This is a genomic window from Salinisphaera sp. PC39 (assembly GCF_040361335.1).
Taxonomy (GTDB): Bacteria; Pseudomonadota; Gammaproteobacteria; order Nevskiales; family Salinisphaeraceae; genus APNM01.
Map to the genome: position 1 here is coordinate 199,053 of NZ_APNM01000002.1, position 25,641 is coordinate 224,693.

Annotated in this window: 20 protein-coding genes; 19 read left to right on the top strand and 1 reads right to left on the bottom strand. The window is 66.9% G+C overall.

Features of this window, described 5'->3' with window-relative positions:
- Positions 1-24 precede the first annotated feature (24 nt).
- The 8 genes from PC39_RS03350 (at position 25) to PC39_RS03385 (ending at position 14,906) form a co-directional block, all read left to right on the top strand.
- Entirely contained in the window at positions 25-2,766 is a 2,742-nt protein-coding gene (locus PC39_RS03350; RefSeq protein ID WP_353251944.1) for a DUF1302 domain-containing protein, read from the top strand.
- A 254-nt stretch (positions 2,767-3,020) separates the two neighbouring features.
- On the top strand, positions 3,021-5,738 hold the full coding sequence (locus PC39_RS03355; protein ID WP_353251945.1) for a DUF1302 domain-containing protein: 2,718 nt from the start codon (positions 3,021-3,023) through the stop codon (positions 5,736-5,738).
- Positions 5,739-6,025: 287 nt separating this feature from the next.
- Positions 6,026-8,611 (top strand): DUF1302 domain-containing protein, encoded by a 2,586-nt coding sequence (locus PC39_RS03360; protein WP_353251946.1) that lies wholly within the window; start codon positions 6,026-6,028, stop codon positions 8,609-8,611.
- A 387-nt stretch (positions 8,612-8,998) separates the two neighbouring features.
- Positions 8,999-10,165, top strand: a complete 1,167-nt coding sequence (locus tag PC39_RS03365) for a YCF48-related protein (protein ID WP_353251947.1) — start codon at positions 8,999-9,001, stop codon at positions 10,163-10,165.
- A gap of 51 nt (positions 10,166-10,216) precedes the next feature.
- On the top strand, positions 10,217-12,613 hold the full coding sequence (locus tag PC39_RS03370; protein WP_353251948.1) for an efflux RND transporter permease subunit: 2,397 nt from the start codon (positions 10,217-10,219) through the stop codon (positions 12,611-12,613).
- Between the two features lie 112 nt (positions 12,614-12,725).
- Positions 12,726-12,953, top strand: coding sequence for a type II toxin-antitoxin system Phd/YefM family antitoxin (locus PC39_RS03375; protein ID WP_353251949.1), 228 nt, complete (start codon positions 12,726-12,728; stop codon positions 12,951-12,953).
- The gene (locus tag PC39_RS03380) at positions 12,950-13,348 is read left to right on the top strand and encodes a type II toxin-antitoxin system VapC family toxin (protein WP_353251950.1); all 399 of its coding nucleotides are present in this window, start codon (positions 12,950-12,952) and stop codon (positions 13,346-13,348) included. Before PC39_RS03375 ends, PC39_RS03380 begins: the two co-directional genes overlap by 4 nt.
- Before the next feature lie 52 nt (positions 13,349-13,400).
- Positions 13,401-14,906, top strand: a complete 1,506-nt coding sequence (locus PC39_RS03385) for a hypothetical protein (RefSeq protein WP_353251951.1) — start codon at positions 13,401-13,403, stop codon at positions 14,904-14,906.
- Between the two features lie 837 nt (positions 14,907-15,743).
- On the opposite strand, the gene PC39_RS03390 is transcribed toward PC39_RS03385, so the two are convergent.
- Positions 15,744-16,568, bottom strand: a complete 825-nt coding sequence (locus PC39_RS03390; protein ID WP_353251952.1) for a symmetrical bis(5'-nucleosyl)-tetraphosphatase — start codon at positions 16,566-16,568, stop codon at positions 15,744-15,746.
- Positions 16,569-16,719: 151 nt separating this feature from the next.
- Here PC39_RS03390 and PC39_RS03395 point away from each other — a divergent pair, with 151 nt between their 5' ends.
- From PC39_RS03395 to PC39_RS03445, 11 genes are all read left to right on the top strand, one after another.
- Positions 16,720-16,905 (top strand): Flp family type IVb pilin, encoded by a 186-nt coding sequence (locus PC39_RS03395; protein ID WP_353251953.1) that lies wholly within the window; start codon positions 16,720-16,722, stop codon positions 16,903-16,905.
- Positions 16,906-17,004: 99 nt separating this feature from the next.
- Positions 17,005-17,463 carry a TadE/TadG family type IV pilus assembly protein gene (locus PC39_RS03400; RefSeq protein WP_353251954.1) on the top strand — a complete coding sequence of 153 codons (459 nt, stop codon included), beginning with the start codon at positions 17,005-17,007 and terminating at the stop codon, positions 17,461-17,463.
- The gene (locus PC39_RS03405) at positions 17,460-17,936 is read left to right on the top strand and encodes a TadE/TadG family type IV pilus assembly protein (protein ID WP_353251955.1); all 477 of its coding nucleotides are present in this window, start codon (positions 17,460-17,462) and stop codon (positions 17,934-17,936) included. Before PC39_RS03400 ends, PC39_RS03405 begins: the two co-directional genes overlap by 4 nt.
- 136 nt (positions 17,937-18,072) lie before the next feature.
- Positions 18,073-19,059 (top strand): Flp pilus assembly protein CpaB, encoded by a 987-nt coding sequence (gene cpaB / locus PC39_RS03410; RefSeq protein WP_353251956.1) that lies wholly within the window; start codon positions 18,073-18,075, stop codon positions 19,057-19,059.
- A gap of 40 nt (positions 19,060-19,099) precedes the next feature.
- Positions 19,100-20,317: a type II and III secretion system protein family protein gene (locus PC39_RS03415; RefSeq protein ID WP_353251957.1), complete on the top strand. Its 1,218-nt coding sequence runs from the start codon at positions 19,100-19,102 to the stop codon at positions 20,315-20,317.
- Positions 20,318-20,321: 4 nt separating this feature from the next.
- On the top strand, positions 20,322-21,506 hold the full coding sequence (locus PC39_RS03420) for a CpaE/TadZ family protein (protein WP_353251958.1): 1,185 nt from the start codon (positions 20,322-20,324) through the stop codon (positions 21,504-21,506).
- An 18-nt stretch (positions 21,507-21,524) separates the two neighbouring features.
- Positions 21,525-22,751: a TadA family conjugal transfer-associated ATPase gene (locus PC39_RS03425; protein ID WP_353251959.1), complete on the top strand. Its 1,227-nt coding sequence runs from the start codon at positions 21,525-21,527 to the stop codon at positions 22,749-22,751.
- Positions 22,748-23,680 (top strand): type II secretion system F family protein, encoded by a 933-nt coding sequence (locus PC39_RS03430; RefSeq protein ID WP_353251960.1) that lies wholly within the window; start codon positions 22,748-22,750, stop codon positions 23,678-23,680. The genes PC39_RS03425 and PC39_RS03430 overlap by 4 nt, the downstream gene beginning before the upstream one ends.
- A complete protein-coding gene (locus PC39_RS03435) occupies positions 23,677-24,609 on the top strand; it encodes a type II secretion system F family protein (protein ID WP_353251961.1) in 933 nt (310 codons plus the stop codon). Before PC39_RS03430 ends, PC39_RS03435 begins: the two co-directional genes overlap by 4 nt.
- Positions 24,606-25,325, top strand: coding sequence for a tetratricopeptide repeat protein (locus PC39_RS03440; protein WP_353251962.1), 720 nt, complete (start codon positions 24,606-24,608; stop codon positions 25,323-25,325). The genes PC39_RS03435 and PC39_RS03440 overlap by 4 nt, the downstream gene beginning before the upstream one ends.
- A gap of 52 nt (positions 25,326-25,377) precedes the next feature.
- Positions 25,378-25,623, top strand: a complete 246-nt coding sequence (locus PC39_RS03445; protein ID WP_353251963.1) for a DUF3613 domain-containing protein — start codon at positions 25,378-25,380, stop codon at positions 25,621-25,623.
- The last annotated feature ends 18 nt before the right edge of the window (positions 25,624-25,641 follow it).

The window sequence follows — 25,641 nt, forward strand, 5'->3', positions numbered from 1 at the left end:
GACACGGGCAAGAGGGGGAGCCCGATGCGGGGGAAGAGGTACGCGCGTATCCGTATCCGTGTCCTGGCGTTGGCCGGATGCGTGGCACTATCGAGCTACGCGCCCGATAGCCGGGCGTTGCAATTCGAGTCGGACTGGTTCGGCGGGATAAGCGGCACGCTCAACACCAGCCTGTCGCTGGGGGCACAGTGGCGGCTGCAGGACCGCGATCCGGGCCTGATCGGCAAGGCCAACCTCGATCCGGATCTCTGTCCCTCCGCCTGCCAGCCGCACGCCTCGACCGCGCCCGGCGACGTCGACGGGCGCGTTCAGCTAGGTCTGGAAGGCGAAGGCAACGCCGTCAACCAGATCGGTGTCGACGCGCCGGGCGCCGCCAGCGTCAACCACGACGACGGCAATCTCAATTTCGACCAGTATGAAATCACCCAGGCGCCGTTCCAGATCACCCAGGACCTGGAGCTGAACTTCGGCGAAGTCGGACCGGTCGGCGACGTCACCTTCTTCGGCCGCTACAACGCCTTCCACGATTTCGCCAACCACGGCCGCGACATCTACCATCCCGGTTTCTACACGGAAGCCGACCGCGCCCGGGACGACGCGTGCCGTGACGCCGATCCGAGCACGTCCTGTGTCTATGCGGACGATCCCACGGCGCCGAGTTTCGGCTTCCCGACCGTGGGCACGGCCAAGTTCGAACCGGCCGACGACCGCTACGACGAGCTGCTCGGCCGCGATCTCGACATCCTGGATTTCTACGTCGCGGGCTACGTGCCGGTGCCCTTCCTGGGCAACGACGCCAAGGTCACGATCGGCGAGCAGACCATCAACTGGGGCGAATCCACGCTGCTGGTGATCAACTCGCTGAATACCATCAACCCGCCGAACGTGAACGCCCTGTTCCGGCCGGCGTTCCTGGAGCTGGCGACAGTGTTCGAGCCGGTGGGGGCGATCCGGGCGAGCATGCCGCTGACGCTCAACACCAGCTTCGAGATGTTCTACCAGTACGACTGGGAGAAGGTGGAGATACCGCCGCGCGGCGGTTTCCTGTCGTTCCAGGATGTCACGCTCGGCGGCGACGACGACATCGTCAATCCGGGCTTCGGCCAGGTCGGCGACGACCGCGACGGCAATGCGCGACTGGAGCAGCAATTACTCACCGCGGTCGCCGACGTCGCCGGCGATATCCGCGTGCGCGAACGCGATGCTTCCGAGGGCGGACAGTACGGTTTCGCCTATACCTGGTACCTTCCGACGTTCAACAACGGCACCGAGTTGCGTTTCTACTACGCCAACTACCACAGCCGGCTGCCGTATCTCTCGGCCTATGCCGGCAACGAGTCCTGTCTCCAGGCGGCGCCCACCGGCAACACCAGCATCGACACCCAGAACCTGACCAACGCCTGCCCGAACGCCGATTTCGCGCATTTCTTCGGCGCCGTGGGCGAGCATCAGGGCGGCGCCCAGGGGGCCCAGGCGGCCACCGCGCTGGGCGAGGCACTCAATGCCGCGGAGCTGGACCAGGCCATCGGCGAGAGCGGGGCGGGGATCCCTTGCCCCGCCGATGCCGAGCCCGGCACCGGCCCCTGCGCCGAACTCTACGATCTCGACAGCTTCGAGGGGTTGCTCGAATACCCCGAGGACATCAAGCTTTTCGGCATCAGCTTCAACACCAGCTTCGGCAGTATCGCGGTGCAGGGCGAGGTGGCGTACCGGCCCAACCTGCCGTTGCAGGTCGACGACGTGGACGTGGTGTTCGCGGCGGCCCAGCCGGTGGCGCCGCTGGGTTGCGCCAAGCAGAACCGCGGTCCCGATTGCGTGCCGGGCAGTTTCGACGAGCGCTACGAGATCGGCTTCCCCGCCGTCGGTGATTTGCTGCAGAGCATGGCGGATGGCGGCGATACCGTCGGCCTGGTCGGCAGCATGCTGGGCGTGGACACCGCCACCGCCGAGACCATCGTGGACGACTTCTCCGCCGCCCTGGCCGACGCCGGCCTCGATCCGGCGGTGCTCGCGGCGCAGTTCCAGGGCATGGCGATACCCGAGAACGTGATGCTGTCCGACCCGCCCGGCCGCCGGGTCGCCTTCCCGGATTACCTCACGGAATATCGCGACCGCGAGCCGGGGGATGTCGAGCCGGGCGAGTATATCCGGGGCTACGAGCGCTTCCAGGTGCTGCAATACAACCTGGGCGGCACCTACGTGATCGGGCCGGGCAACTGGATCAAGTCCAACCAGATCATCCTGCTGTTCGAGGTCGGCGCCACGCAGGTGCTCGGGTTCCCGGATCGGGACGAGTTGCAGATCGAGGGGCCCGGCACGTATACCCATGCCAGCGTCGGCAACGACGGCACCGGCGCGCCGCCGTGCCCGGACGGCGTGCAACAGGGCACGTCCGCGCAGGAGAGCGGCAACACGACCCTGTGCGGGCCGTTCCAGGCGCGCTTCAATCCCACCCAGCAGACCGACGGCTTCGCCACGGCCTTCTCCTGGGGCTGGCGAGTGATCGGGATCATCCGCTACGAGAACGTGCTGCCGGGCATCTCGTTCCAGCCGATATTCGTGATTGCGCACGACGTCGAGGGCACGGCCCCGGGGCCGGGCGAGAACTTCCTGGAGGGGCGCCAGATGTACGTGCTCAACGTGGAGATGCGCTATCGCCAGAACTGGAGCGTCACCGGCGGCATCACCGTCTTCCGCGGCGCCGAGCCCTACAACCTGCTGGCGGATCGGGATTTCTTCCAGCTCGGTATCCAGTACCGGTTCTGAGGGCGAACGGCCGTCGTGCGCCGGTCGGCGTGCTTGCCATGCACGACATGGTTTGATATCAACTGGCGGCAGGCGAATGAAAAGATATTCGCCGTAAGATTATTCGTACATAAACGATTCGCCGGTCCGTTACCGGTCGGGTGTGGGGGCAGCGGGCGTATTCCCCGCCGTTCCCCGCCATTGCGAGAGCGAGCGCGACGTTTTCGGGGAGCGCGCGAGCAGCCCGGCCAGGGCCTAGGGAGGAGGAGAATCCCATGCAGGGATGCCGACGTGTATCGATCCGTCTGGGGGCCGTCGCGGGGCTGCTGTTCGCGGCACTGCACGCGCCGGACGGGCAAGCCATCCGCTTCGATTCGGATTTTCTCGGGGGCATAGAGGGCACGCTCAACACCAGCTTCTCGCTGGGCGCCCAGTGGCGCATCCAAGATCGCGATCCCAACCTGATCGGCGTGTCCAACCTCAACCCGGACGTCTGCCGTTCGGCCTGCCAGCCGCACCTGTCCACGCCGCCCGAGGTGGGTGAGGAGATGGGGCAGGCCCAGCTCGGCCTGGAGGCCGAGGGCAATTTCGTCAATCAGCTCGGCCTGGACGCCCCCGGCATCCAGAGCATGAACCACGACGACGGCAACCTGAACTACGACAAGTGGGAGGTCACGCAGGCCCCGTTCCAGGTGACCCAGGACCTGGAACTCAACTTCGCCGGCGATCTGTTCTTCTTCAGCGATATCACCTTCTTCGGGCGTTACAACGCGTTCCACGATTTCGCCAACTACGACCGCGAGCAGTACTACCCCAACTTCTACACCCCGGCCGATCGCGCCGAGGACGACGCCCGCCGCGACAGCGGCGAGTACGGCTTCCCCACCAGCGGCCGGCCGGTGTTCCGGGAGTCGGGCGACAAGTGGAACGAGTATTTGGGACAGGACATCGACCTGCTCGACTTCTACGTCTCCGGCTATTTCCCGGTGCCGTTTTTGGGCAACGACGCCAAGCTGACCATCGGCGAGCAGACCATCAACTGGGGCGAGTCCACGCTGCTGGTCGTCAATTCGCTGAACACCATCAATCCGCCGAACGTGAACGCGCTGTACCGGCCGGCGTTCCTGGAGCTGGCAACGGTGTTCGAGCCGGTGGGGGCGATCAAGGTCAGCATGCCGCTGACGCTCAACACCAGCTTCGAGATGTTCTACCAGTACGACTGGGAGAAGGTGGAGATACCGCCGCGCGGCGGCTTCCTGTCCTTCATCGACGTCACCCTGGGCGCGGACGACAACAATATCGCCCCCAACTTCGCCCAGACCGCGGATGACCCCGAGGGTAACGCCCGCGTCGAGCAGCAACTGCTGACCGCGATCGCGGATATCGACGGCGAGGTGCCGGTCCACGAGAAGAACGCATCGCGCGGCGGCCAGTACGGCTTCGCCTACACCTGGTTCCTGCCCGCCTTCAACAACGGCACCGAGCTTCGCTTTTACTATGCCAACTACCATAGCCGGCTGCCGTACTTCTCCGCCTACGCCGGCGACGAATCCTGCTGGCAGAGTGCGCCCACCGGCAACACGTCGGTGGACACGCTCAATCTGTCCCTGGATTGCCCCAATGCCGACTTCGCCCATTTCCTGGGCGCGGCCGGCGAGAGCGTGGGTCAGGACGCCGGCGGCGCGGCGCTGACCTCCCTGGGCCAACTCCTGAACGCGGCCAACCTGGACCAGATGCCGAGCGCCTCCCAGCCCAACGGCGAGCCCTGCCCGGCGGACGCGCCGCCCGGCACCGGCCCCTGCGCCGAGGGCTATGTGCTGGACAGCTTCGAGGGGCTGCTCGAATACCCCGAGGACATCAACCTCTACGGCATCAGCTTCAACACCAGCTTCGGCGATATCTCGGTGCAGGGCGAGGTGGCCTACCGGCCCAATCTGCCGCTGCAGGTGGATGACATCGACGTGGCCTTCGCCGCGCTGCAGCCCTCGGCGCCGGTCGGCTGCACCGGCGCCAACCGCGGCGAGGATTGCGTGCCCGCGAGTTACGATGACCGTTTCGAGATCGGCATCCCCGCCGTGGGCGACGTCCTGGAGGCGATCGGCGACGGCGGCGACGTGGTCGGCGTGGTCGGCAACCTGCTGGGCGTCGATACGGCCGTGGCCGAGGGCCTCGTCGACAGCCTGACCGGGGCGCTCGCGGATACCGGACTGAACCCGACCGAGCTCGCGAACCAGCTCAGTGCCGCCCAGGTCCCGGAAAACGTGGTGCTGTCCGATCCGGTCGGCCGGCGCAACGCCTTCCCGGACTTCCTGACCCGCTATCGCGGCCGCGAGCCCGGCGACGTGGCCGCCGGCGAGTATATCCAGGGCTACGAGCGCTTCCAGGTGCTGCAATACAACCTCGGCGGCACCTACATCATCGGCCCGGGCAACTGGATCAAGTCCAACCAGATCATCCTGTTCTTCGAGGTCGGCGCGACCCACGTGCTCGGTTTCCCGGAGAAGGACGAGCTGCAGATCGAGGGTCCGGGCACGTACAACCACGCCAGCGTGGGCAACGACGGCACGGGTGCCCAACCCTGTCCGGACGATCAAAAGCCGCAGGGCGATTCCGGCCGCGACGACCTGGGCCAGGCCAACAGCACCATCTGCGGGCCCTACCAGCTCCGGTTCAATCCCACGCAGCAGACCGAGGGCTTCGCCACGGCCTTCTCCTGGGGCTGGCGCGTGATCGGCATCATCCGCTACGAGAACGTGCTGCCGGGCATCTCGTTCCAGCCGTTGTTCGTGATCGCGCATGACGTCGACGGCACCGCGCCGGGGCCGGGCGAGAACTTCATGGAAGGCCGGCAGATGTACTCGCTGAACGTCGAGATGCGCTACCAGCAGCGCTGGAGTGTGATCACCGGCGTGACCATCTTCCGCGGCGCCAAGCCCTACAACCAGCTCGCCGACCGCGACTTCTTCCAGCTCGGCATCCGTTACCAGTTCTGAATGCCGGGATTCCGCGGGGCCGCCGTTAGTGCGGCCCCGCGCGGCCTTCGGTCGGCCCCGCGTCCTTGCGTCGTGCGGGGGGCGACGCTAACCTTCGCCTACAGCGGCGATCGGTGAATGCCGATCCGGCGGCAAGCGCCGGCCGCACAACAAGATTCAAACAGAACGATATCCAGCGAGACCGCAGCGCCGGGCCCCGGCCCGGACCACGGAGGGGACACGTGTGCCGCGCAACGCGCGGCGAGCGGTTCAGTGCGCGTGACACGCGCAGGGAAAGGGAGGACACAATGCGGAGGGGAACCCCACGCGCGCGCGTGCTGTGCGCCGCGATCATGGTGCTGTCCGCGGCACCGGCCCAGGCCATCCGTTTCGATCTCGACTATTTCGGCGGCATCTCCGGCTCGCTCAATACCGAGTTCCAGCTCGCCGCGCAGTGGCGCATGGAGGAGCGCGCCGACCACCTTGTCAGCAAGGCGAGCCTCGACCCGAACGTCTGCAACAGCAGCCCGTCGCCACTGGGCAGCTTTCCGCAGCGGCCGCCGTCCACGACATCCTGCCAGGGACACGCGGCGCGCGAGATCACCGGCAACGACCTGTTGTTCCCGGGGCTGACCGCCGCCAACGGCGAGGGGCCGGCGGCTAACCAGGCGGGCGTGGACGCGCCCGGCGCGCACTCGGCGAACCACGACGACGGCAACCTGAACTTCGACCAGTACGACGTCACCCAGAGCCTGGCCCAGGTCAAGCAGGACCTGTCGCTGGAGTGGGGGCGCTGGGAGTTCTTCACCCGCTACCTGTATTTCTACGACCATACCAACGACGACAAGGGGCAGTACTACCCCAACGTGGTCACGGTCGACACCGCCTCGCCCATCGACGGCAACGTCACGACCGCGTCGCAGGCCCGCGGCGAGGCGGCGACCATCGATTTCGACGACCTGCCCAAGCAGGGCAACCTGGAGACCCTGAAGGGCCGGAGTTTCCGGCTGCTGGATTTCAACCTGAGCGGCTTCGTCGAACTGCCCTTCACCGACGGCCACCGGCTGGATATCAAGGTCGGTCGCCAGAGCATCAACTGGGGCGAGTCCACCCTGCTGGCGGTCAACAGCCTCAACAGCATCAATCCGCCCAACCAAGCGGCGCTCTACCGTCCCGGCTTCCTGGCGCTGGACGAGGTCCTGGTGGCCACCGACGCCTTCAAGGTGGCGACCTATCTGACCGACAGCGTCAGCATCGAGGCCTTCTATCAGTACGCCTGGCAGGGGGCCGAGATCCCGGCACAGGGCACCTTCCTGTCCACCGTCGACCTCGGCGTGGGCGAGGCCGGTTTCCTGGAGAACGGCCAGACCGCGCGGACCCTCAACATCGGTTTCGGTCAGGTCCCCGAGGATCCCACCTTCGACCCGGACAGCGAACTGTCGGGCGAGGGCGCGGGCCAACCCATCGGCGACAGCGACTACGGCATCCAGCGCCTGGAGCAGACCCTGCTGTCGGCGGTGGCCAACACCGGCTCCACCATACCGTTGCGCGACCCGGCCGAGCCCGAGGACGGCGGCCAGTACGGTGTCGCGTTGACCTGGTTCGCCCCGGATTTCAACAACGGCACCGAGTTCCGGTTCTACTACGCCAACTATCACAGCCGGCTGCCGTACCTGAGCTTCTACGCCGGCCAGCCGAGCTGCGCGGCGGCGGGCACCACCGGCCGGCTGCAGCCCACCCGCGGCGGCACCGTCGGCCTGCTCGGCGTGCTCGGTTCGTGCCCGGACAGCGATGTCGCCTATTTCACCGATGCCCTGACGTCCGCCTCCCTGGGCGGGACGACGTTGCCGCCCGAGGTCCTGGACGTGCTCAGCGGTCTCGCCGGCGTGGCGGGTGGCGACGGGCGCGGCGATACCGGTTCCGCCTATCGTCTGGATTCGCCCGAGGCCCAGCTCGAGTATCCCGAGGACATCAAGATGTTCGGGATCAGCTTCAACACCAGCTTCGGCGACATCTCCATGCAGGGCGAGATCGCCTATCGGCCCAACCTGCCGCTGCAGGTGGATGATATCGACCTCGCCTTCGCGGCCCTCAACGTGGCCGCACCGCCCGGCTGCGACGCCCCCACGGAGACCTGTGCCCCCGGCAGCGCCGAGGACGGCACGGTGATCGGCGTGCCCGGGGCCGATCTCGCGGAGTTGTCAGGCCGTCGCCGCGCGTTCCCGGATTTCGTCTCCCGCTATCGCGGCACCGAATACCTGACGCCGGGCGAATACATCCGCGGCTACGAGCGTTTCCAGGTGCTGCAGTACAACCTCGGCGCCACCTATATCATCGGCCCCGGCAACTGGCTCCGCACCGACCAGATCATCATGCTGTTCGAGGTCGGCGCCACCCAGATCCTGGATTTCCCGGACCGCTGCGAGTTGCAGATCGAGGGCCCCGGCACCTTTACCCATGCCAGTCCGGGCACCGACGGCACCGGCACGCCCTCGGTCGACGGCGTGGCCGCCGGCGATGTCTGCGCCCCGGCCGATACCAGTCCCATGGACGGCGCGGACGGCGTGCGTTTCAATCCCACGCAGCAGAAGGACGGCTTCACCACCGCCTTCTCCTGGGGCTACCGCATCGTGGCCATACTGCGCTACGAGAATATCCTGCCGAGCATCAGCATCGAGCCCACGATCATCCTCGGGCACGACGTCGACGGTACGGCGCCGGGACCGGGCGAAAACTTCATCGAGGGCCGGCAGCAGTACATCGCCAACATCGAGATCCGGTACGGCCAGCGATGGAGCGCCGCCGTCGGCTATGCCGTGTTCCGGGGCGGCAAGCCGTTCAACCTGATGGCCGACCGGGACTATGCCCAGGTGGGTCTCCGGTATCGGTTCTGAGGCCGATGCAAGGCGCCGCCGCGCAAGCGTGCGGCGCCTTGCGCCGGTCCGGGGGGTCTGTTAGTAATAGCGGCAAATACGCTTGTCGTATGCCGGCTCCGATCGAGCGGGCCGGCCGGCGACACGAGAAACGTACAACAACAAGCTTGCGAGAAGGCCGGGCATCGGCCGGATTGCGGGTCGGGAGGAGCCGTACCAGGAGACGGCGCGTTCCTTTCCTGTCTGGAGTCGGGAATGAGTACCACAGCAGGGGACGCCGTCCGTCAGTCCCGCCGCATCCGCCGGCGGCTTCCGCCTTCCCCAATCGCAGACGACGTCGCACCGCGGGCCGCTTACGGCCGGCGGCGACGGTGGGTATCGATCCATAGCAGAGTGAGCGATCGCATCATGAAAAGCTTCGGCGCAACCACCAGCCGCCCGTGCCACCGCTGGGCGGCGTTCGGCCTGATGCTGGCCCTGGCCGGCGGGTCGCTGCCGGTCGCGGCCCAGGAGAACGGCGAGTACGGGGCCGACGCGGACAATCCGATGCCGGCCGAGATGATGCCGCGCGCCCCCTACGAGCTGCTGCTCGATGTCGAGAACACCGGCGACGGTGTCGTGGCCGTGGGCGCCCGCGGTCATGCGCTGCATTCCGACGACGGCCTGACCTGGGAGCAGGGCAAGGTGCCGGTGCGGGCGACGCTCACCGCCGTGGATTTCGTCGACGGCAAGCACGGCTGGGCCGTGGGGCATGCCGCGACCATCATCGCCACCGAGGACGGCGGCAAGACCTGGGAGCTGCAGAACTACGAGCCGGAGCTGGAGCAGCCGTTCCTCGACGTGCTCTTCTTCGATCGCGAGCGCGGTCTCGCCATCGGCGCCTACGACATGTTCTACAAGACCGAGGACGGCGGCGAGACCTGGACCGAGTACGAGCCGACCCTGTCCATGGGCGAGTGGCACCTCAACGCCATCACCCGCCTCGACGACGGCACCCTGGTGATCGCCGGCGAGACCGGCCTGCTGTCCAAGTCCACCGACGGCGGCGAGACCTGGCAGTTGATCGAGGGACCGTATTCCGGCACCTACTTCGGCGTCGAGCAGCTCGGCCCGAGGGGCCTGCTGCTGTACGGCCTGCGGGGGCATGCCTTCGTCATCGACGATATCGCCAAGGCCGCCGAACTGCCCGCCGATACCGATCTCGGCTACAAGTTCAAGACGCCCCCGACCATGTCCTCGGGCGGCGGCGAGACCTCCACCGCCGAGGACAAGGAAGCCGCCAAGGCCGAGGCGGAGCGCCAGCAGGCCGAGGCGCGCGCGCAGGAATCCGCCTGGCAGGTGGTGGACAACGCCCCCTCCGTGCTCAGCCTGTTCGGCGGCACGACCCTGGCCGGCGGGGGCTATGTGCTGGTCGGCGTCAACGGCGTGATCTGGGAGAGCCGGGACCGCGGCCCCGACGTCGAGCCGCTGGCGAACACCCGCGAGGGCAGTCTCTCGGACGTGACCGAGCTGGACAACGGCGATCTGGTGTTCGTGGGCGACAACGGCGCCTTCCTCTACCGCCGCGCCGACTAGGCCGCGGTTGCCCCGCAGCTTCCAGCGCAACGATTTCCTAGGAGTTTCCGGATGATCACGCAACAACATATCCTCCGTGCCATCGAGCCCCTGATCTACGGCAAGCGCTGGTTGAGCATGGCGGTGCTGCTGGTGCTCACGGTCATGTTCGGCTATCTGGCCTCGCAGACGCGGATCGACGCCGGTTACCTCAAGTCGATCCCGACCGAGCATCCGTACATGGAGACCTTCCTGGAATACCGGGAGGACCTCGGCGGCGCCAACGTGATCCTGGTCACGCTGATGTGGCACGGCGAGGGCAAGATCTATAACGAGGAATTCCTGGCGACCCTCAAGGAAGTCACCGACGAGGTCTTCTTCCTGCCGGGCGTGAACCGGGCGCGGGTGCAGTCCATGTTCACGCCTAACGTACGCTATATCGAGGTGGTGGAAGGCGGCCTGTCCGGCGGCAACGTGGTCCCCGCGGACTACCAGCCGACCCAGGAGATGTTCGATCTCGTCGAGACCAATACCGGCAAGGCGGACATCATCGGCCGGTTGGTGGCCGAGGACGAGGACGGCGCCATGGTCCAGGCCCAGCTCCTGGACATCGATCCCCGTACCGGCGAGGAGCTGGACTACGTCGAGGTCTCGCGGCGGCTGGACGAAATCCGCGCCCAGTACGAGACCGAGAACATCTCCATCCACATCATCGGTTTCGCCAAGGTGGTCGGCGACATCGTCGACGGCGCCCTCAAGGTATTCGTCTTCTTCGGCATCACCCTGGTGCTCACGGCGATACTGCTCTGGGCCTACCTGGGCTCGCCCAAGCTGGCGGCGGTGGTCCTGGTGGCCTCGATCATCTGCGTGATCTGGGAGTTCGGGCTCCTGACGGCGGCCGGCTTCGGCCTGGATCCGTTCGCGATCCTGGTGCCGTTCCTGGTGCTCGCGGTCTCGGTGTCCCACGGCGTGCAGTACGTCAACGCCTGGGTCCACGAGATGGCGGACAACAACCGCAACAACTTCGATGCCTCGCTGGTGACCTTCCGGCGCCTGTTCATCCCGGGCACCACGGCCCTGGTCACCGACCTGGCGGGCTTCCTGACCATCCTGCTGATCCCGATCGACATCGTGCAGGAGATGGCGCTGAACGCCGCCTTCGGCATGTTCGCCATCATCATCACCAACAAGGTGATGGTGCCGATCTGGCTCACCTACATCAGCATCAAGGATCCGGAGGCCTTCAAGCAGAAGCAGCTCGCCCGCGACCACTTCTACGACGGCGTCTGGCACTGGGTCTCCAACTTCACCCGGCCGTCCTACGCCGTGCCTGTGCTGCTGGTCTGCGGCGTGGCCCTGGGCTGGGCGGTCTGGAAGTACGACGAGCTGCAGATCGGCAGCTTCACCGAGGGTGTGCCCGAGCTGCGGCCGGATTCCCGCTACAACCGGGACAACCACGTCATCGTCAACAACTTCTCCCTGGGCACCGACCAGCTCAAGGTCATGGCCGAGACCGATCCCGAGGCCTGCATCAACTATGAGGTGATGGAGGAGATCGACCGCTTCGCCTGGCGCATGCAGAACACCAAGGGCGTGATGTCGACCATGTCCCTCGGGCAGGTCGCCAAGCAGATCAACGCCGGCTTCAACGAGGGCTGGCTCAAGTTCAAGATCCTGCCGCGCAACCGCTACGTGCTGTCGCAGGCGATCACCCCGGTGCCGTCGTCCACCGGCCTGCTGCTGCCCGACTGCAGCGTGATGCCGGTGATCGTGTTCACCGCCGACCACAAGGCGGAGACCATCCAGCACATCGTCAAGGAGGTGAAGAAGTTCCGCAACGAGCCCGAGAACCGGGACACCGAGGTGGACTTCGCGCTGGCCTCCGGCAACGTCGGCGTGATGGCGGCGACCAACGAGGTGATCGAGGACAAGGAGATCGAGATCCTGCTCTGGGTCTATCTGGTGATCTTCATCCTCATGCTGCTGTCCTTCCGCAGCCTGGCGGCGGTGATCTGCATCGTGGCACCGCTGTCGCTGGTGTCGATCATGGGCTACGGCGTGATGACCCTGGCCGGCATCGGCCTCAAGGTCGCCACCCTACCGGTGCTGGCGCTGGCCGTGGGCATCGGCGTGGACTATGGCGTCTACGTCTACAGCGTCTTCCAGGAGGGCGTGCGCGACTTCGGCCTGTCCCTGCGGGACGCCTATTTCCGGACCATGCAGAAGACCGGTAAGGCCGTGGTGTTCACGGGCATCGCCCTGGGCATGGGCGTGGCCACCTGGCTGTTCTCGGATCTGCAGTTCCAGATCGACATGGGCGTGCTGCTGATCTTCATCTTCACGGCCAACATGCTCGGCGCCATCTTCGTGCTGCCGGCGCTGGCCTGCTTCTTCATGAACTATCCCAAGCCGGAAGGCGGCTACAACCGGCTGGAGGATATCGACGAGAGCCGGTCCAAGGCGCACTGACGTATGCCGGACGGGGGTGCGAGGCGATGCCGCGTCGCCCCGTACCCCCGCCGCACACCGCCCCTGTGGTCATGGTAATATGACCATGGTCACCAGAAGGGCGGAGGTCGTCATGCGTGTCTCGAAAGCCAAGTTCAAACCCCGGGCGCTCGAGTATTTCCGGCGCGTCGAGGAGACGGGGGAGGAGCTGGTCGTCTCCGACCGCGGCCGGCCCACCATACGGATCGTGCGTTACCGCGCACGCGCGCAGGATCCGTTCCAGGCCCTGCGCGGCTCGGTGAAGCGCTATGACGATCCGGAGGCCCCGGTCGCCCAGGACGATTGGGACGCCCTGCGTTGATCCTGCTGGATACTCACGCCTGGATCTGGTGGGTCGCCGATCCGGATCGCCTGTCCGCCCCGGCGGCCGAGGTGCTCGCGCGGGCGCGGGAGCAGGGCGGGCCGGTCTACCTGTCGAGCATCAGCGTCTGGGAAGTGGCGATGCTGGTAGACAAGGGACGGCTCGAATTAACCATGGACGTGGAAGATTGGGTCGCGCATTCCGAGGCCGTACCCTGGATCGAGTGCGTGCCGGTGACCAACCATCTAGCCCTGCGTTCCGTGCGCCTCCCGGATGGTCTGCATCCGGACCCGGCCGACCGGCTGATCGTCGCGACCGCCCGTTATCTTGGCGTGCCGTTGGTTACCCGCGACCGCAAATTGCAGGACTATCCCCACGTTCAGACCCTGTGGTGATCGCCAGGTCCGCGCGCCGGACCCAATCGCTGAGCCGGCGCGGAGGCCCTTCGTGAAGCGTCGGGGACGATGGCTGGAGGATGGCGAGCAGGTATTTTTGACCGTCGCGCTCGCCACGGCCCTGCTCTGGTTGTTGCTGCGGGCGCTCGCGTTCTTCTGCGCCCAGATGACCGACCACGCCCTCACGCCCGATTGGGCCTGGCTTTACCGTGCCGGTCTGTACCTGCTGGAAGCACGGCGGCTGCCGGCCACCGATCTATTCTCCTGGACCCATCCCGACCGCGAATGGGTGCTTTACCAGTGGCTTTTCGAGGCCGGCTCGGCCGCCGCCTATCAGTGGCTGGGCCGGGCCGGGGCCGTGGCCGGACTGTCGTTGCTCGCCATCGCCCTGTACGTGCTGGTGCCCGCCTGGCATGCCCGCCGGCGGGGTGTGCCGGTGCTGCTCACCGCGGTCCTGGGCAGCCTGGTGCTGGTACCCGTTGGGGTGAATTTCGGGCTGCGGCCGATGGCCGTCACCACGGCCGGCCTGCTGGTCCAGTACCTGCTCGTCACCCGTTGGCGCGAGGGCGGTCTCGGCACGCCGGCACTCGCGGCCTGCCTGGCCGGCTTGTATGTGGTTTGGGCCAACGCCCATCTGGGGGTGGTTCTCGGGCTGCTGTCGCTGGGGCTGTTCGCGCTCGGCGACGCCCGGCAGCGGCACCCGGCCCCGCGGGCGTACGCCGCGCCGGCCCTGGCGGCGTTCGGTGCTACGCTGGTGAACCCTTACGGGCCCGGCATCTACGTCTACCTCGCCGGGCTGTCGCTCAAGACTCCCATGAACCGCCAGATATCGGAGCTGGCGCCGCCGGACATGGGCAGCGCCCCCTTCGTTCTGGCCGGCGCGCTGCTGATCCTGTTCCTGCTGGACCTGCTGCGTGGCCGCCGGGGCTATGCCGGGCACGAGATCCTGCACCTGCTGGTGTTCGCCGCCCTGGCGGCGTTGTCGCTACGGATGGTGGTGTGGGCGGGGCTGTTCTACGTCCTGGTGGTACCGGCCGGTCTGTGGCGCGCCGTCCAGGCGTACCCGCACCACCTCGCGGGTATCCGCGCCGCCCTGGCGATGCTGGCCCGCGCCGACCGGGTATTGCTGCCGGCACTGGCCCTGGCCGCGCTGGCGCTCGCCACCTGGGTCGTACCCCTGGAGCGGCCCGTCCGGATCGCGCACTGCGACGACTTGCGGCCGGCGATCCGCTATCTCGATACGACCTACCCGCGTGACATCCGTTGGTTCAGCGACGAGGTCGCCGGCAGTTGCGCACTCCTGCATGCGCCGGACAGGCCGGTGTTCGGCGATACCCGTTTCGATTTCTATCCGCAGGACTTCGTGCTCGACTGGTTCGCGGCGATCAAGGGACGGGACGGCTGGCGGGCATTCCTGGACGATTGGGACGTGGCGGTCGTGTTGGTATCCACCCGGCGGCCGCTGGCCGCGGCGCTGCGCGCCGACTCCGGGTACGTCGTGGTCCACGAGGACCGGCACGCCGTGGTGGTGGAGCGGCGGCCGGTCGCGGGGCCCTGAGAGTGTCTACAAGATCAACCGGCATGAGTGAGCCGTCTGGCCAGTAGCCAAGCTCCCGCCGTCCGGGGCCGGGCTTTGATTGGCGGAACATGAAACCACAGAGGCGCACGGAGGCGCGCAGGGGTTTTTGATGGGCGCTTGTCGAGGCGCTTCCCGGAAGAAAGAATCCACAGATTACGCCGATGTACGCAGATTGAAGAGCAGCCCTAACCAATCTGCGTTAATCGGCGTTCATCTGCGGATAAACAAATGCCCTGGTTCGGCCCGGCACCGACCGCGCAGCGCCCCGGCGACCGAATTGCCGGGTTGGCAACGGACCTTGGTGGGCGGTTCCCGGAAGAAATAATCCACAGATGACACAGATGGACGCAGATTGAAGATCAGTCCCAACCAATCTGCGTTAATCGGCGTAATCTGTGGATAAACAAATGCTTTGACTCGGCACGGCGCTGACCGCGCAGCGCCCCGGCGACCGAACTGCCGGGTTGGCAACGGACCTTGGCGGACTATCCGCCTCTTCCGCTTGAAAACCGTGATCGTGTCCGGGACAGGCTTTCGTGCCGGATCCGGTATCCCGACAATCCCTGGTTCGACGAATCTTTCCCTGGATCCCGGATAGCCCCCGGATCGAGTCCGGGGCAGGCTTCTTTGCGGCTTCCGGGACAACAGTCAGTTTCCTCTGTGTCCCTCTGTGCGCCTCTGTGGTTGATTTTCTGGCTGGCCGTGTGCGAGGCGCTTTCCGCCGTCGTGCTCTTTGGCAGGGGAATGCCGGGAACGTGTCGCTTATCCCGCCTGCGTACGCTACGTTTTACAAAACCCGCTGATCGGGCGGCGGTGTCAGCAGCCGCAATCCACTTCGATGGTCTCGGGTTCGGCCGTATCCAGCCGCAGCGCCGTGAGCGTGCCGCCCCAGACACAGCCGGTGTCGATGCCCCAGACATGGTGCTCGGGCCACGCTACTCGTCCCAGGGCGGACCAGTGACCGAAGACGACCCGGCGGTCGCGGCTGGCGCGCCCGGGCAGGGCGAACCAGGGGACGAGGTCGTCGGGTGCGTCCTCGAGGGTGCCCTTGTAGCCGAGGTCGAGGCTGCCGTCGGTGCGGCAGAAGCGCATGCGGGTCAGGCAGTTGACGATCACCCGCAGGCGGTCCCAGGCGCGCAGGTCGTCGCGCCAGCGGTCCGGTGTGTCGCCGTACATGCGCTGCAGGAAGGCCCGGTAATCGGGGCCCCGCAGCGCAGCCTCGACCTCGGCCGCGCGGGCGCGCGCCATGGCCGGGTCCCACTGTGGTGGCAGCCCGGCATGGACCATGGTCCAGCCAAGGTCGGGATCGGTATGCAGCATGGGCCGGTGCCGCAGCCATTCCAGCAGGGGCTCGCGGTCCGGTGCCGTGAGGATCGGTTTCAGCGTGGGGTTGGCCCGCGCCTCGGCGTCGGGATGCTGCGCCAGGGCGAGCAGGGCGAGATCGTGGTTGCCGAGGACCGTCACCGCGGCGTCGCCGAGACGGCGTACCTCCCGCAGGCAGTCGAGCGAGCCCTCGCCGCGGTTGACCAGGTCCCCCACCAGCCACAGCCGATCGCGCTCCGGGTTGAAGTCCAGGCGCTCAAGCAGTGTCAGAAACTGCCGATAACAACCTTGGAGATCACCGACAGCGTAAGTCGCCATAGGATAACAATCTGTTGCCAAACTGCGGTCGTCGAGGCACTGTTTAGGCCGTTCGTCCGCACGCGAGCGTGAATGCAGAGCGCAAAGTGTGGCATAACTGCGTAGCGGTCTGAACAGTTATTCAAATGATTATGCAACTATGGAGGGAGTCATGCTGAACTTGATGCTTATTATGATGCGTGCGAATGGTGGTTTTCATAATCGCCAGCGTGGAGCCACGCTGATCGAATACGCACTAATTATCGCCGCGATCGCTCTTGTAGTGCTAGTAGGATCTATGGCGATAACTGGGGACTTGACTTCGTTCTTCGATACTGTTGGTGGGGAGCTTGAGTAGACTGGGCGCATGTTCTCATGTTCGAAGATTATCTTATGTTTCTGAGAAATTATTTCGAACATGTAGCCGCTGAATTGGATATATGCAGGCCACTAGGCTATGCGATTCAATGATATCCGACTGATGGGCGTGGCGTCGCGGCATGGAAGCCGCGGCGCCACGCTGGTTGAATTTGCTTTCATTTTGCCGGCTGTATTGCTTTTGCTCTACGGTATCGTGTTGTACAGCATTGTTTTGGTCACGCAGCAAGCTGTCGCATATGGTGCAGAACGTGGTGCTCAAATCGCTGTAAGTGTTGATCCAAGGTTAGATGAGTCCGTTTATCTGCAACATGCCGAAGAACTCGCAAGAGCTGAAATCCAAGACGTGATTGGTTTTCTGCCTGGCGTGATGAACGGCGTTCAGGTCGAGTTAGTTGAGCCAGTCGGATCGGCAATTGGCCAAGAACTCCGTGTGACTATTCAATACCCCTTCTCAAATTGGGGATTGCCCACTCCCGCCATCCTACCGCTGCCGGCGACTATGAGGGGTGTTGGTGTTGCGAGAGTGTTGATATGAATAGATGTGCTCTGCGCTGCACGTCTGAGCGTCAAGCCGGAGCGGCATTAGTAGAGTTTGCTTTCGTATTGCCAATATTGCTAGCGATCCTGGTAGGTACCATTTATTACGGCTACGTTTTCTTGTTGAAAGCTGCGGTTACTCACGCCGCCCGTGAGGGCGCGCAGGTCGCGGTGGCAGTAGATCCATTGACCGATAATTATATGAATTCGGCACGGCAAGAGGCCGAACGAGCTGCATGCGCAAGCCTGACTTGGTTGCCAAACGCCTCTGAATTGGGGCTTGACGACAATTGCACTCTCGTCAGCTTTCCTGACCCTGTGGGTGGAAATGACCGGATTCGTGTTCAGGTGACTTTGCCGCTTACGTCAACTGGAGGCAGCGCGCTGCTGCCCCAGGCCAACCTGCCCGTCGTGGGGGCCGTGCCGCCCCTGCCGGCCACGCTCGTCGGGGTTGCGGAAGTAGGCTTGTAGGTTTTAAATCAAGGTAGTTACGGCACTTGCGGGGGATCGGGCCGTCACCGCCGGGGCGTGAGTCTCCCCGGCCATCCCGCAGCGGTGCCAGCGCGACAACAATGGGCATGGAAACCAGCGCCCTCGGGAGATAGCAATGAGCAGCACCGCGCTCAAGACACTCGCCGTCATTCTGGTGGTGGCGGCGGCCGTACTCGGCTTCGTCGCGTATTACTTCAGCCAGGGTCTGACGCAGGCGCCGGACACGGCCGAGCAGCAGCCGCCGCAGCCCGGCGAAAACCAGGTGCTGGCGGTGGTGGCCACCCAGCGCATCGCCCCGTACCAGCCGATCCCCCAGGAAGCGGTGGCCCTGATGCCGATCTCCGTGCAGCCGCCGCAGTACTACACCGACGTCGGCGAGGTCGCCGGCCGCACGCCGCTGCGCAGCGTGCCGGTGGGGGCACCCGTGACCGAAGAGGCCTTCGGCACGGCCAATATCCTGGCGCAGGCGATACCGGCCGGTACCCAGGCGATGTCGCTGGAAATCTCCGACGTGATCGCGGTCGGCGGCTTCGTTCGTCCCGGGGACATGGTGGACGTGCTGGTCTACATCCGCGCCTCCGGCCGCGAGGTCGAGGAGAGCCAGGCCCGGGTCCTGCTCGAGAAGGCGCGCGTGCTCGGCTACGAGGAGCGCCTGATCAACGTCGACGAGGAGGGCGCCCAAGGCGGTGACGAGGGCCGCCAGCGGCGCCAACGCACGGCGGTGCTCGCGGTGCCCGAGGACGACACCACGCGGGTCATGCTGGGGGCCAGTCTCGGCGAGTTGCGTCTGGCCCTGCGCGGTGACGGGCCGCGGGTGCGGACGGCCGGCGGCGATGCGGCGGAGGCGGACGGCGACGCGCCCGAGGCCCTGGCGCCGACCGGGCAGGCCGCGGCCGGTGACGCGGCGAAGGACGAGAAGGGCCAGGACGGCGAGCAGGACGAGAAGGACGATAAGGAAGAGCAGAAGGTCATTACGCTCCGGGAGTTGGCGGAGATCGAGGACAGGCGCGGAGACGACGCCGACCGGCCCAAGCCGCCGCCGCGCGCGATCATCGAGGTCTACATGGGGACCGAATCCCAGCGGATCAGCCGCCCCTACTGAGCCCGATCGACGCCCCGCTTCCGGAGAAGGGACGCATATCATGAGACAACGCACCACTCGATCCATCCTCGCGCTCGCCCTGCTGGCGGCGCCCCTTCTCGCGCGCGCCGAGGTCGTGCAGGTCGGGGTCGGCGAGCAGGAACTGATCCGCACGGATTCGCGCATCACGCGGGTCGCGATGGGGGATCCCGAGATTGCCGGCGCCAACGTACTAAGCGTTCGTGAGGTGATGCTCACCGGCAAGAAGCGCGGCGATACCAGTCTGACCGTGTGGACACGCGGCGCGGACGAGCCCACCCGCTATGCCATCGTGGTCGCTTCCGGCGATCTGCCGGACGTGCTGATCGACGACAAGCGCGCCGCGCTCAAGACCCAGGTCCAGACCGACATCCGCATCGCCGAGGTCAGCCGCAGCGCGCTGCGCCAGATCGGTTTCAATTTCATCAGCAACCCGGCCGGCGAGCAGGCCGTACGGGTGTCGCCGCCCGGCTCCTCCGGCGGGATCAGCAACGAGGGCGGCGGTATCAACCTGCAGAGCAGCACCGGCTTCCAGCCCATCGGCGACGCCTTCAACCTGCTGCTGTCCGACAGCGACCAGGACACCGCCGGTCTGCTTAGCATCCTGGAGCGGCGCGGTCTGATGCGCACCCTGGCGCAGCCCTCGCTGGTGGCCATGAGCGGTCAGACCGCCACCTTCCTGGCCGGCGGCGAGTTCCCGATCCCGGTCACCCAGGGCGGAGGCGGCGGCAGCGCCACCTCCATCACCATCGAATTCAAGGAATTCGGCATCCGGCTGGCGTTGACGCCCACGGTGCTGCAGGAGGACCGCATCGTCCTCAAGGTCGCGCCCGAGGTCAGCGAGCTGGATTTCGATTCCGGCGTGACCCTGCAGGGGATCACCGTGCCGGGCATCCGCGTGCGGCGCACCGACACCACGGTCGAGCTGGGCGACGGCGAGAGCTTCATCGTCAGCGGTCTGGTCGACCAGAATCTGGCCGCGACCGTGGACAAGGTGCCCGGCCTGGGCGACATCCCCGTGCTGGGCGCGTTCTTCCGCTCCACAAGCTACGACCGCCAGGACCGCGAGCTGATCATGGTGGTCACCCCGCATCTCGTCACCCCGCTCAAGCGCGGCACCGAGGTGCCCATGCCGGGCGACGAATACGAGGATTACGACCCGGGTCCCACCGAGCTGTTCCTGCACGAGACCGGCGAGTTCGAGCCCGGAAGCGGCGGCAGCACCGGCTTCACGCGGTAATCCGATGGCGGAATACGCACTTCTGGTCGCCGACGATCCGGCCTACCGCGACTGGCTGGACGATTGCCTCGAGGGCGAGCTCAGCCTGTTGTCGGCCGATGCCCGCGACGCCGAGGGGCTCGCCGCCGAGGTCCGCGACACGCCCGATATCGGCGTGGTGTTCGTCCAGTTCGAGGAAGCCGAGGCGCGGCAACGCGCGGGCCTGGTCGAGGGACTGCTGGCGCGGCACCCCGACCTGCCCGTGATCGCGGTCGGCGATCGCGAGGCTTCCGACGCGGTGCTGGCGGCGATGCGGGCCGGCGTGCGCGATTACCTGGTGCGCCGCCGCGACGACGCCAACCTGGGCGAGCTGGTCCAGCGCGTGATGCGCCGGGCGCCGAGGGCGGCCCCCGAGGCCCGCGGGGCGGGCCGTACCTACGCCGTGGTCAGCACCACGCCGGTGCCGGGCGTGCCCTTCCTGGCCGAGCACCTGGCGCTGCCGCTGGCGGAGGCCGCCGGCGAGGGCCGGCGGGTCCTGCTGCTGGATCTCAGCACGCCGGGCGGATCGTCGCTGGTGTTCCTGGACGTGGACCAGGGCTATACCGCCCTGGACGCCCTGCGCGACGCCGAGCGCTGCGACGAGACCCTCGCCGACACCGCCTTCTCGCGCTATCGCGACCGCCTCTACGTGCTGGGCCTGCCGGAAGAGGTGGTGGGCCCGCCCCATATCGATCCGGAAAAACTGGGGCTGCTGCTGGACAATTTCGCCGGCATCTTCAGCCAGGTGATCGTCGCCGCGGACGCCGGTGTCGGGATCGAGGCGCTGGCCACCGTGATCACGCGCGCCGAGAAGACCATGCTGCTGTCCAACCAGTCGGTGCTGCAGAGCCGGCAGAACAAGCACTTGCTGCACGCGCTGCGCCAGGTCGATTGCCCGCTGGACCGGGTGGAACTCGCGATCGACAATTACCAGGAGCGGGTCGGTCTCGATCCCGAGCGCATCGCCACGCTGCTCGACCTGCCGCTGCAGGCGCGGTTCACCGGTCGCACGCAGGCGCGGATCGAGGCGATGAACGCCGGTGAGCCCCTCTACGACCAGACGCCCAAGGACAACTATTGCCGCGAGGTGCGCGAGCTGCTGGCCCGCTGGACCGGCGAGAGTCTCGTGCGCGAACAGCGGCGCGGTCTCCTGGGCCGGCTCTTCGGTTAGGCCGCCGGAGGTCCCGGAATGGCATCCCTCGTCGAGAACACCGAGCGCTTCCGCCTCAGCGACGAGTACCAGTCGCTGAAGGCGCGGCTGCACCAGCACCTGATCCGGTTGCTGGAGGACCGCGGCATCCAGATCGAGGAGTGGTCGCGGGGCAAGTCGCGCGATTTCATCCGCAGCCAGGTCCGGACCTACGTCAAGGAACAGCGCCTGGCCGTCAACCAGCGCGAGGCGGACCTGCTCGCCGAGGACACCCTGGACGAGCTGGTGGGTTTCGGCCCGATCCAGAACCTGATCGACGACGAGGACGTCAACGATATCGTGGTCAACGGTCCCGACCAGGTCTTCACCGAACGCGCCGGCGTGCTGCGCAGCGAGGCCGTGCGTTTCAACGACGATGCCCACGTCATCCGGGTGATCCAGCGCATCCTGGCGCCGCTGGGCCGGCGCATCGACGAATCCACGCCCATGGTGGACGCGCGCCTGCCGGACGGTAGCCGCGTGAACGCCATCATCCCGCCGATCGCCCTGGACGGGCCCTGCGTGTCGATCCGGAAATTCCGCGCCAACCCGCTGACCGAGGATGACCTCGTACGCCTGAAGTCGGTGTCGCGCGAGATCCTGGCCTTCCTGCAGGACCGGGTGGTACGGCGGAACAACATCCTGGTCATCGGCGGCACCGGCTCCGGCAAGACCACGTTTCTCAACCTGATCAGCCAGTGGATCCCCGAGGACGAGCGCATCATCACGATCGAGGACGCCGCCGAGCTGCGCCTGCACCACGAGCACGTCGTGCGCCTGGAGACGCGTCCGCCCAACCTCGAGGGCGAGCGCGAGATCACGGCCCGCGACCTGGTGCGCAACGCCCTGCGCATGCGCCCGGACCGGATCATCGTCGGCGAGGTGCGGGGCAACGAGGTCCTGGACATGCTCCAGGCCATGAACACCGGTCACGACGGCTCCATGACCACGTTGCACGCCAACGGCCCGCGCGACGCCATCCACCGCCTGCAACTGCTGGCCGGTTTCGCCGGCTTCATGGGCGACGAGCGGACCCTGCTGCATCAGATATCCTCGGCGCTGGACATGATCGTGCATGTCTCCCGCCTGTCCGACGGTCGGCGGCGGCTGATGTCCGTGCAGCGGGTCGGCGAGGTCGTGGGCGAGGATCTGGAGATGACCGAGCTGTTCGCCTACGATCCCGAGGCCGACAGCCATCGCGACCTGCGCACGGAGGGCGCGCCATGACCGGTCTGTTGCTGTTCGCCATCCTGGCCCTGCTGCTGCTCGCGGCGGGGCTGGCACTCTATGCCAGCGGCCGCGCCCGGCGCGAGAACGAGGCCCTGGCCGAGCGCGTCGGCCGGCTCGGCACCGGCGAGGCGATCGACGAGCTGGCCGGTATGCACCAGCTCCAGCAGGTGCGCAACCCGCTGACGCGCTATCTGTGCCGCCGGTTCTGGGGGGCGGGCGTCGACCTGTCGCCGCGCAACGCCAACGTCGCCCTGGGCGTGGCCGGTCTGGTATTCCTGTTGTTGCTGCTGGTCAACGCCGCCGCCGCGGTGCTGATCGCGGTCTCGGCGGCGGCGGTCACGGCGCTGCTGCTGCAACAGCGCATCAATGCCCGGCGCCGCCGGATCAACGAGCAGCTCCCCGATTTCCTGGAATACGTGCTGCGCGCCCTCACCGCCGGCAACACGCTGGAGGAGGCCCTGCAGAACGCCGCCCTGGAGAGCGTGGACCCGATCCGCTCGCTGTTCCTGAGCGTGTCGCGGCGGGTGCGGTTGGGCGCGCCGCTGGACGGCACGTTGATCGAGGCCGCCGAGGTCCAGCAGCTACGTTCCCTGCACATCATGGCCCTGGCAGCGCGCGTCAACCGGCGCTACGGCGGTTCCATGCGGCGCGTCGTCAAGAGCATGAGCCAGGCCATTCGTTCGCGCGACGCCGCCGCGCGCGAGCTCAAGGCCCTGACCGGCGAGACGCGCTTCTCCGCCTGGGTGGTCGCCGCCATCCCGATCGGCATCGGCGTGTTCTTCTACAGCATGAATCCCGGCTATTACGCCGAGATGCTGGACGGTACCGGCGGCCGTATCGCCATCGGCGTCGCCGTCGGCCTGCAGGTCCTGGGCGTGATCCTGATCTGGCGCATGCTCGCCTCGGTGCAGGAGGCGGACCTGTGAGCGGGTTGATACCGCTCCTGTTCGGGCTGGCCGCGGCCCTGGCCGTGCTCGGGGCCGGTCTGGCGTTCTTCTTCGTGGCGCGCGCCATGCAGCAGCAGCGCCTGGGCCGGCGCCTGACCGCCGATCACATGCGCGGCAGCCGCATCGGCGGGGCGGGGCAGCAGCGGGAATGGCTCGCCCGGCTGGCCGAGCAGGGTCAGTACATCGACCGGCGGGTGCTGCAGAAGCCCGAGGAGACCACCGCGCTGCTGGCCCAGGCCGGCTGGCGGGACATCGGCCCGCGCGCGACCTTCTACGCCGCGCAGGTCCTGCTGCCGCTGCTGACCCTGGCCGGCGGCGTGCCGCTGTGGCTGTTGCTGCGGGGATCCACCGACGCCACGACGGCCGGTTTGATGGTGCTGGTGCTGGTGATCCTGGCGATCCTGGCGCCGCGCTACGTCCTGCGCATCGCCGCCAAGCGTCGGCGCGAGCGCATGCGGGGCGAGGTGCCGCTGTTCGTGAACCTGCTGATCCTGCTGTTCGAGGCCGGCCTGAGCACGCGCCAGGCCCTGACCAGCCTGGTCCGCGACGGCGGCGGCACCCTGCCCGAGCTGGTCGAGGAACTGCGACCGGTGCTGCGGCAGATCGAGGCCGGCGCGGATACCAACCAGTTGCTGTACGATCTGGGCAAGCTCATGGAGGTGCCCGAGCTGGAGAGCGTGCTGGGCATCCTGCGGCAGGTGGAACGTTACGGCGGCGAGATCCGCGAGCCGCTGGCGGACGTGCTCGAGACCATCGAGGAGCGCCGCACCCTGGAACTGCGCGAGGAGGTCAACATCCTCTCGGGCAAGATGACGGTGGTGCTGGTCGCCTGCTTCTTTCCGGCGCTGTTGATCATCATCGTGGGGCCGGCATTCATGTCCATCCTCGCGGGGCTGTCCTCGCTATGAGCGCATTCCGGGCAGGCATCGTTCTCGCTGCGGTCGCGATATCCGCCGGCTGTGCCGCGCCGCGGGCGCCGGTGGGCGGTTCCGACAAGGCCCTGCTGGACGCCGCCCGCGGCCCCGACGAGAACCGGCGCCTGCACACCGACCTGATCCAGGAGATGATCGAACAGGATCGGCTCTACGCCGGCCTGGCCCACCTGGAGGCGCAGGAGAAGGAGTTCGGCAGCAGCCGCGAATTGCGGCTGTTGCGCGCCGAGATCCTGCGCAAGCTGGGACGGACCGCGGAGGCCGAGACCCTCTACGAAGGCCTGCTGAACACCGAGTACGCGGGACGCGCGCAACACGGGCTGGGCCTGATCTACGCCCCGCGCAATCTCGAGCTGGGCACGCGCTATCTGCGGCGCGCGGTGGAATCGCGGCCGACCGACGCCCGTATCCGCAACGACCTGGGTTACGCCCTGATGCGGCAGGGCGAGCTGGAAGAGGCCCGGCTGCATCTGGCCACGGCCTTCCAGCTCGACAACGGCGCCGAGCTCTCGCGCAACAACTACATCCTGCTGCTCCTGTTGGAAGGCAGGGAGGCCGAGGCGCGGCGCGTGGCCACCAAGGCTGCGGTTCCGGAAACCCTGATGGCGGACCTGCGCGAGCAGGCCCGCACCTTGGAAGAGCGCGCGGCCTCGCGTGCGTCGAGCCCATTGGTGGGCGGCGGCGGCGGATGACGCTATGGCGAATGGGTTACGCTAATGGAAATCCCAATAACGGGGTAGCGATATGAGACTGACGATCATGATGCTCCTGGCGGCCATCGCCGGCACGGCGGCCGCGGCGGGCCCGACCGACGTCGGCAAGGCCACCCAGGATGCCCTGGCGATGCAGCGCGACGGCGACGAGGCGGCGCCCGTGCGGCCGATGCTCGAGGATGCCGCGGACCGGGCATACGAGCGCTACCTCGAAAGCTTCTCGCACCCGATCCCGGAACGCTACGAGGGTCGCGAATCGTTCAGCAGTGACGGGTGACCCCCCGTCCGAGCCGAT

What these genes read in the sequence shown, in the direction of transcription:
- PC39_RS03350 (WP_353251944.1), top strand. Translation starts at nt 25, where the DNA reads ATGCGGGGGAAGAGGTACGCGCGTATCCGTATCCGTGTCCTGGCGTTG.
- PC39_RS03355 (WP_353251945.1), top strand. Translation starts at nt 3,021, where the DNA reads ATGCAGGGATGCCGACGTGTATCGATCCGTCTGGGGGCCGTCGCGGGG.
- PC39_RS03360 (WP_353251946.1), top strand. Translation starts at nt 6,026, where the DNA reads ATGCGGAGGGGAACCCCACGCGCGCGCGTGCTGTGCGCCGCGATCATG.
- PC39_RS03365 (WP_353251947.1), top strand. Translation starts at nt 8,999, where the DNA reads ATGAAAAGCTTCGGCGCAACCACCAGCCGCCCGTGCCACCGCTGGGCG.
- PC39_RS03370 (WP_353251948.1), top strand. Translation starts at nt 10,217, where the DNA reads ATGATCACGCAACAACATATCCTCCGTGCCATCGAGCCCCTGATCTAC.
- PC39_RS03375 (WP_353251949.1), top strand. Translation starts at nt 12,726, where the DNA reads ATGCGTGTCTCGAAAGCCAAGTTCAAACCCCGGGCGCTCGAGTATTTC.
- PC39_RS03390 (WP_353251952.1), bottom strand. Translation starts at nt 16,568, where the DNA reads ATGGCGACTTACGCTGTCGGTGATCTCCAAGGTTGTTATCGGCAGTTT.
- PC39_RS03395 (WP_353251953.1), top strand. Translation starts at nt 16,720, where the DNA reads ATGCTGAACTTGATGCTTATTATGATGCGTGCGAATGGTGGTTTTCAT.
- PC39_RS03400 (WP_353251954.1), top strand. Translation starts at nt 17,005, where the DNA reads ATGCGATTCAATGATATCCGACTGATGGGCGTGGCGTCGCGGCATGGA.
- PC39_RS03405 (WP_353251955.1), top strand. Translation starts at nt 17,460, where the DNA reads ATGAATAGATGTGCTCTGCGCTGCACGTCTGAGCGTCAAGCCGGAGCG.
- cpaB (WP_353251956.1), top strand. Translation starts at nt 18,073, where the DNA reads ATGAGCAGCACCGCGCTCAAGACACTCGCCGTCATTCTGGTGGTGGCG.
- PC39_RS03415 (WP_353251957.1), top strand. Translation starts at nt 19,100, where the DNA reads ATGAGACAACGCACCACTCGATCCATCCTCGCGCTCGCCCTGCTGGCG.
- PC39_RS03420 (WP_353251958.1), top strand. Translation starts at nt 20,322, where the DNA reads ATGGCGGAATACGCACTTCTGGTCGCCGACGATCCGGCCTACCGCGAC.
- PC39_RS03425 (WP_353251959.1), top strand. Translation starts at nt 21,525, where the DNA reads ATGGCATCCCTCGTCGAGAACACCGAGCGCTTCCGCCTCAGCGACGAG.
- PC39_RS03430 (WP_353251960.1), top strand. Translation starts at nt 22,748, where the DNA reads ATGACCGGTCTGTTGCTGTTCGCCATCCTGGCCCTGCTGCTGCTCGCG.
- PC39_RS03440 (WP_353251962.1), top strand. Translation starts at nt 24,606, where the DNA reads ATGAGCGCATTCCGGGCAGGCATCGTTCTCGCTGCGGTCGCGATATCC.
- PC39_RS03445 (WP_353251963.1), top strand. Translation starts at nt 25,378, where the DNA reads ATGAGACTGACGATCATGATGCTCCTGGCGGCCATCGCCGGCACGGCG.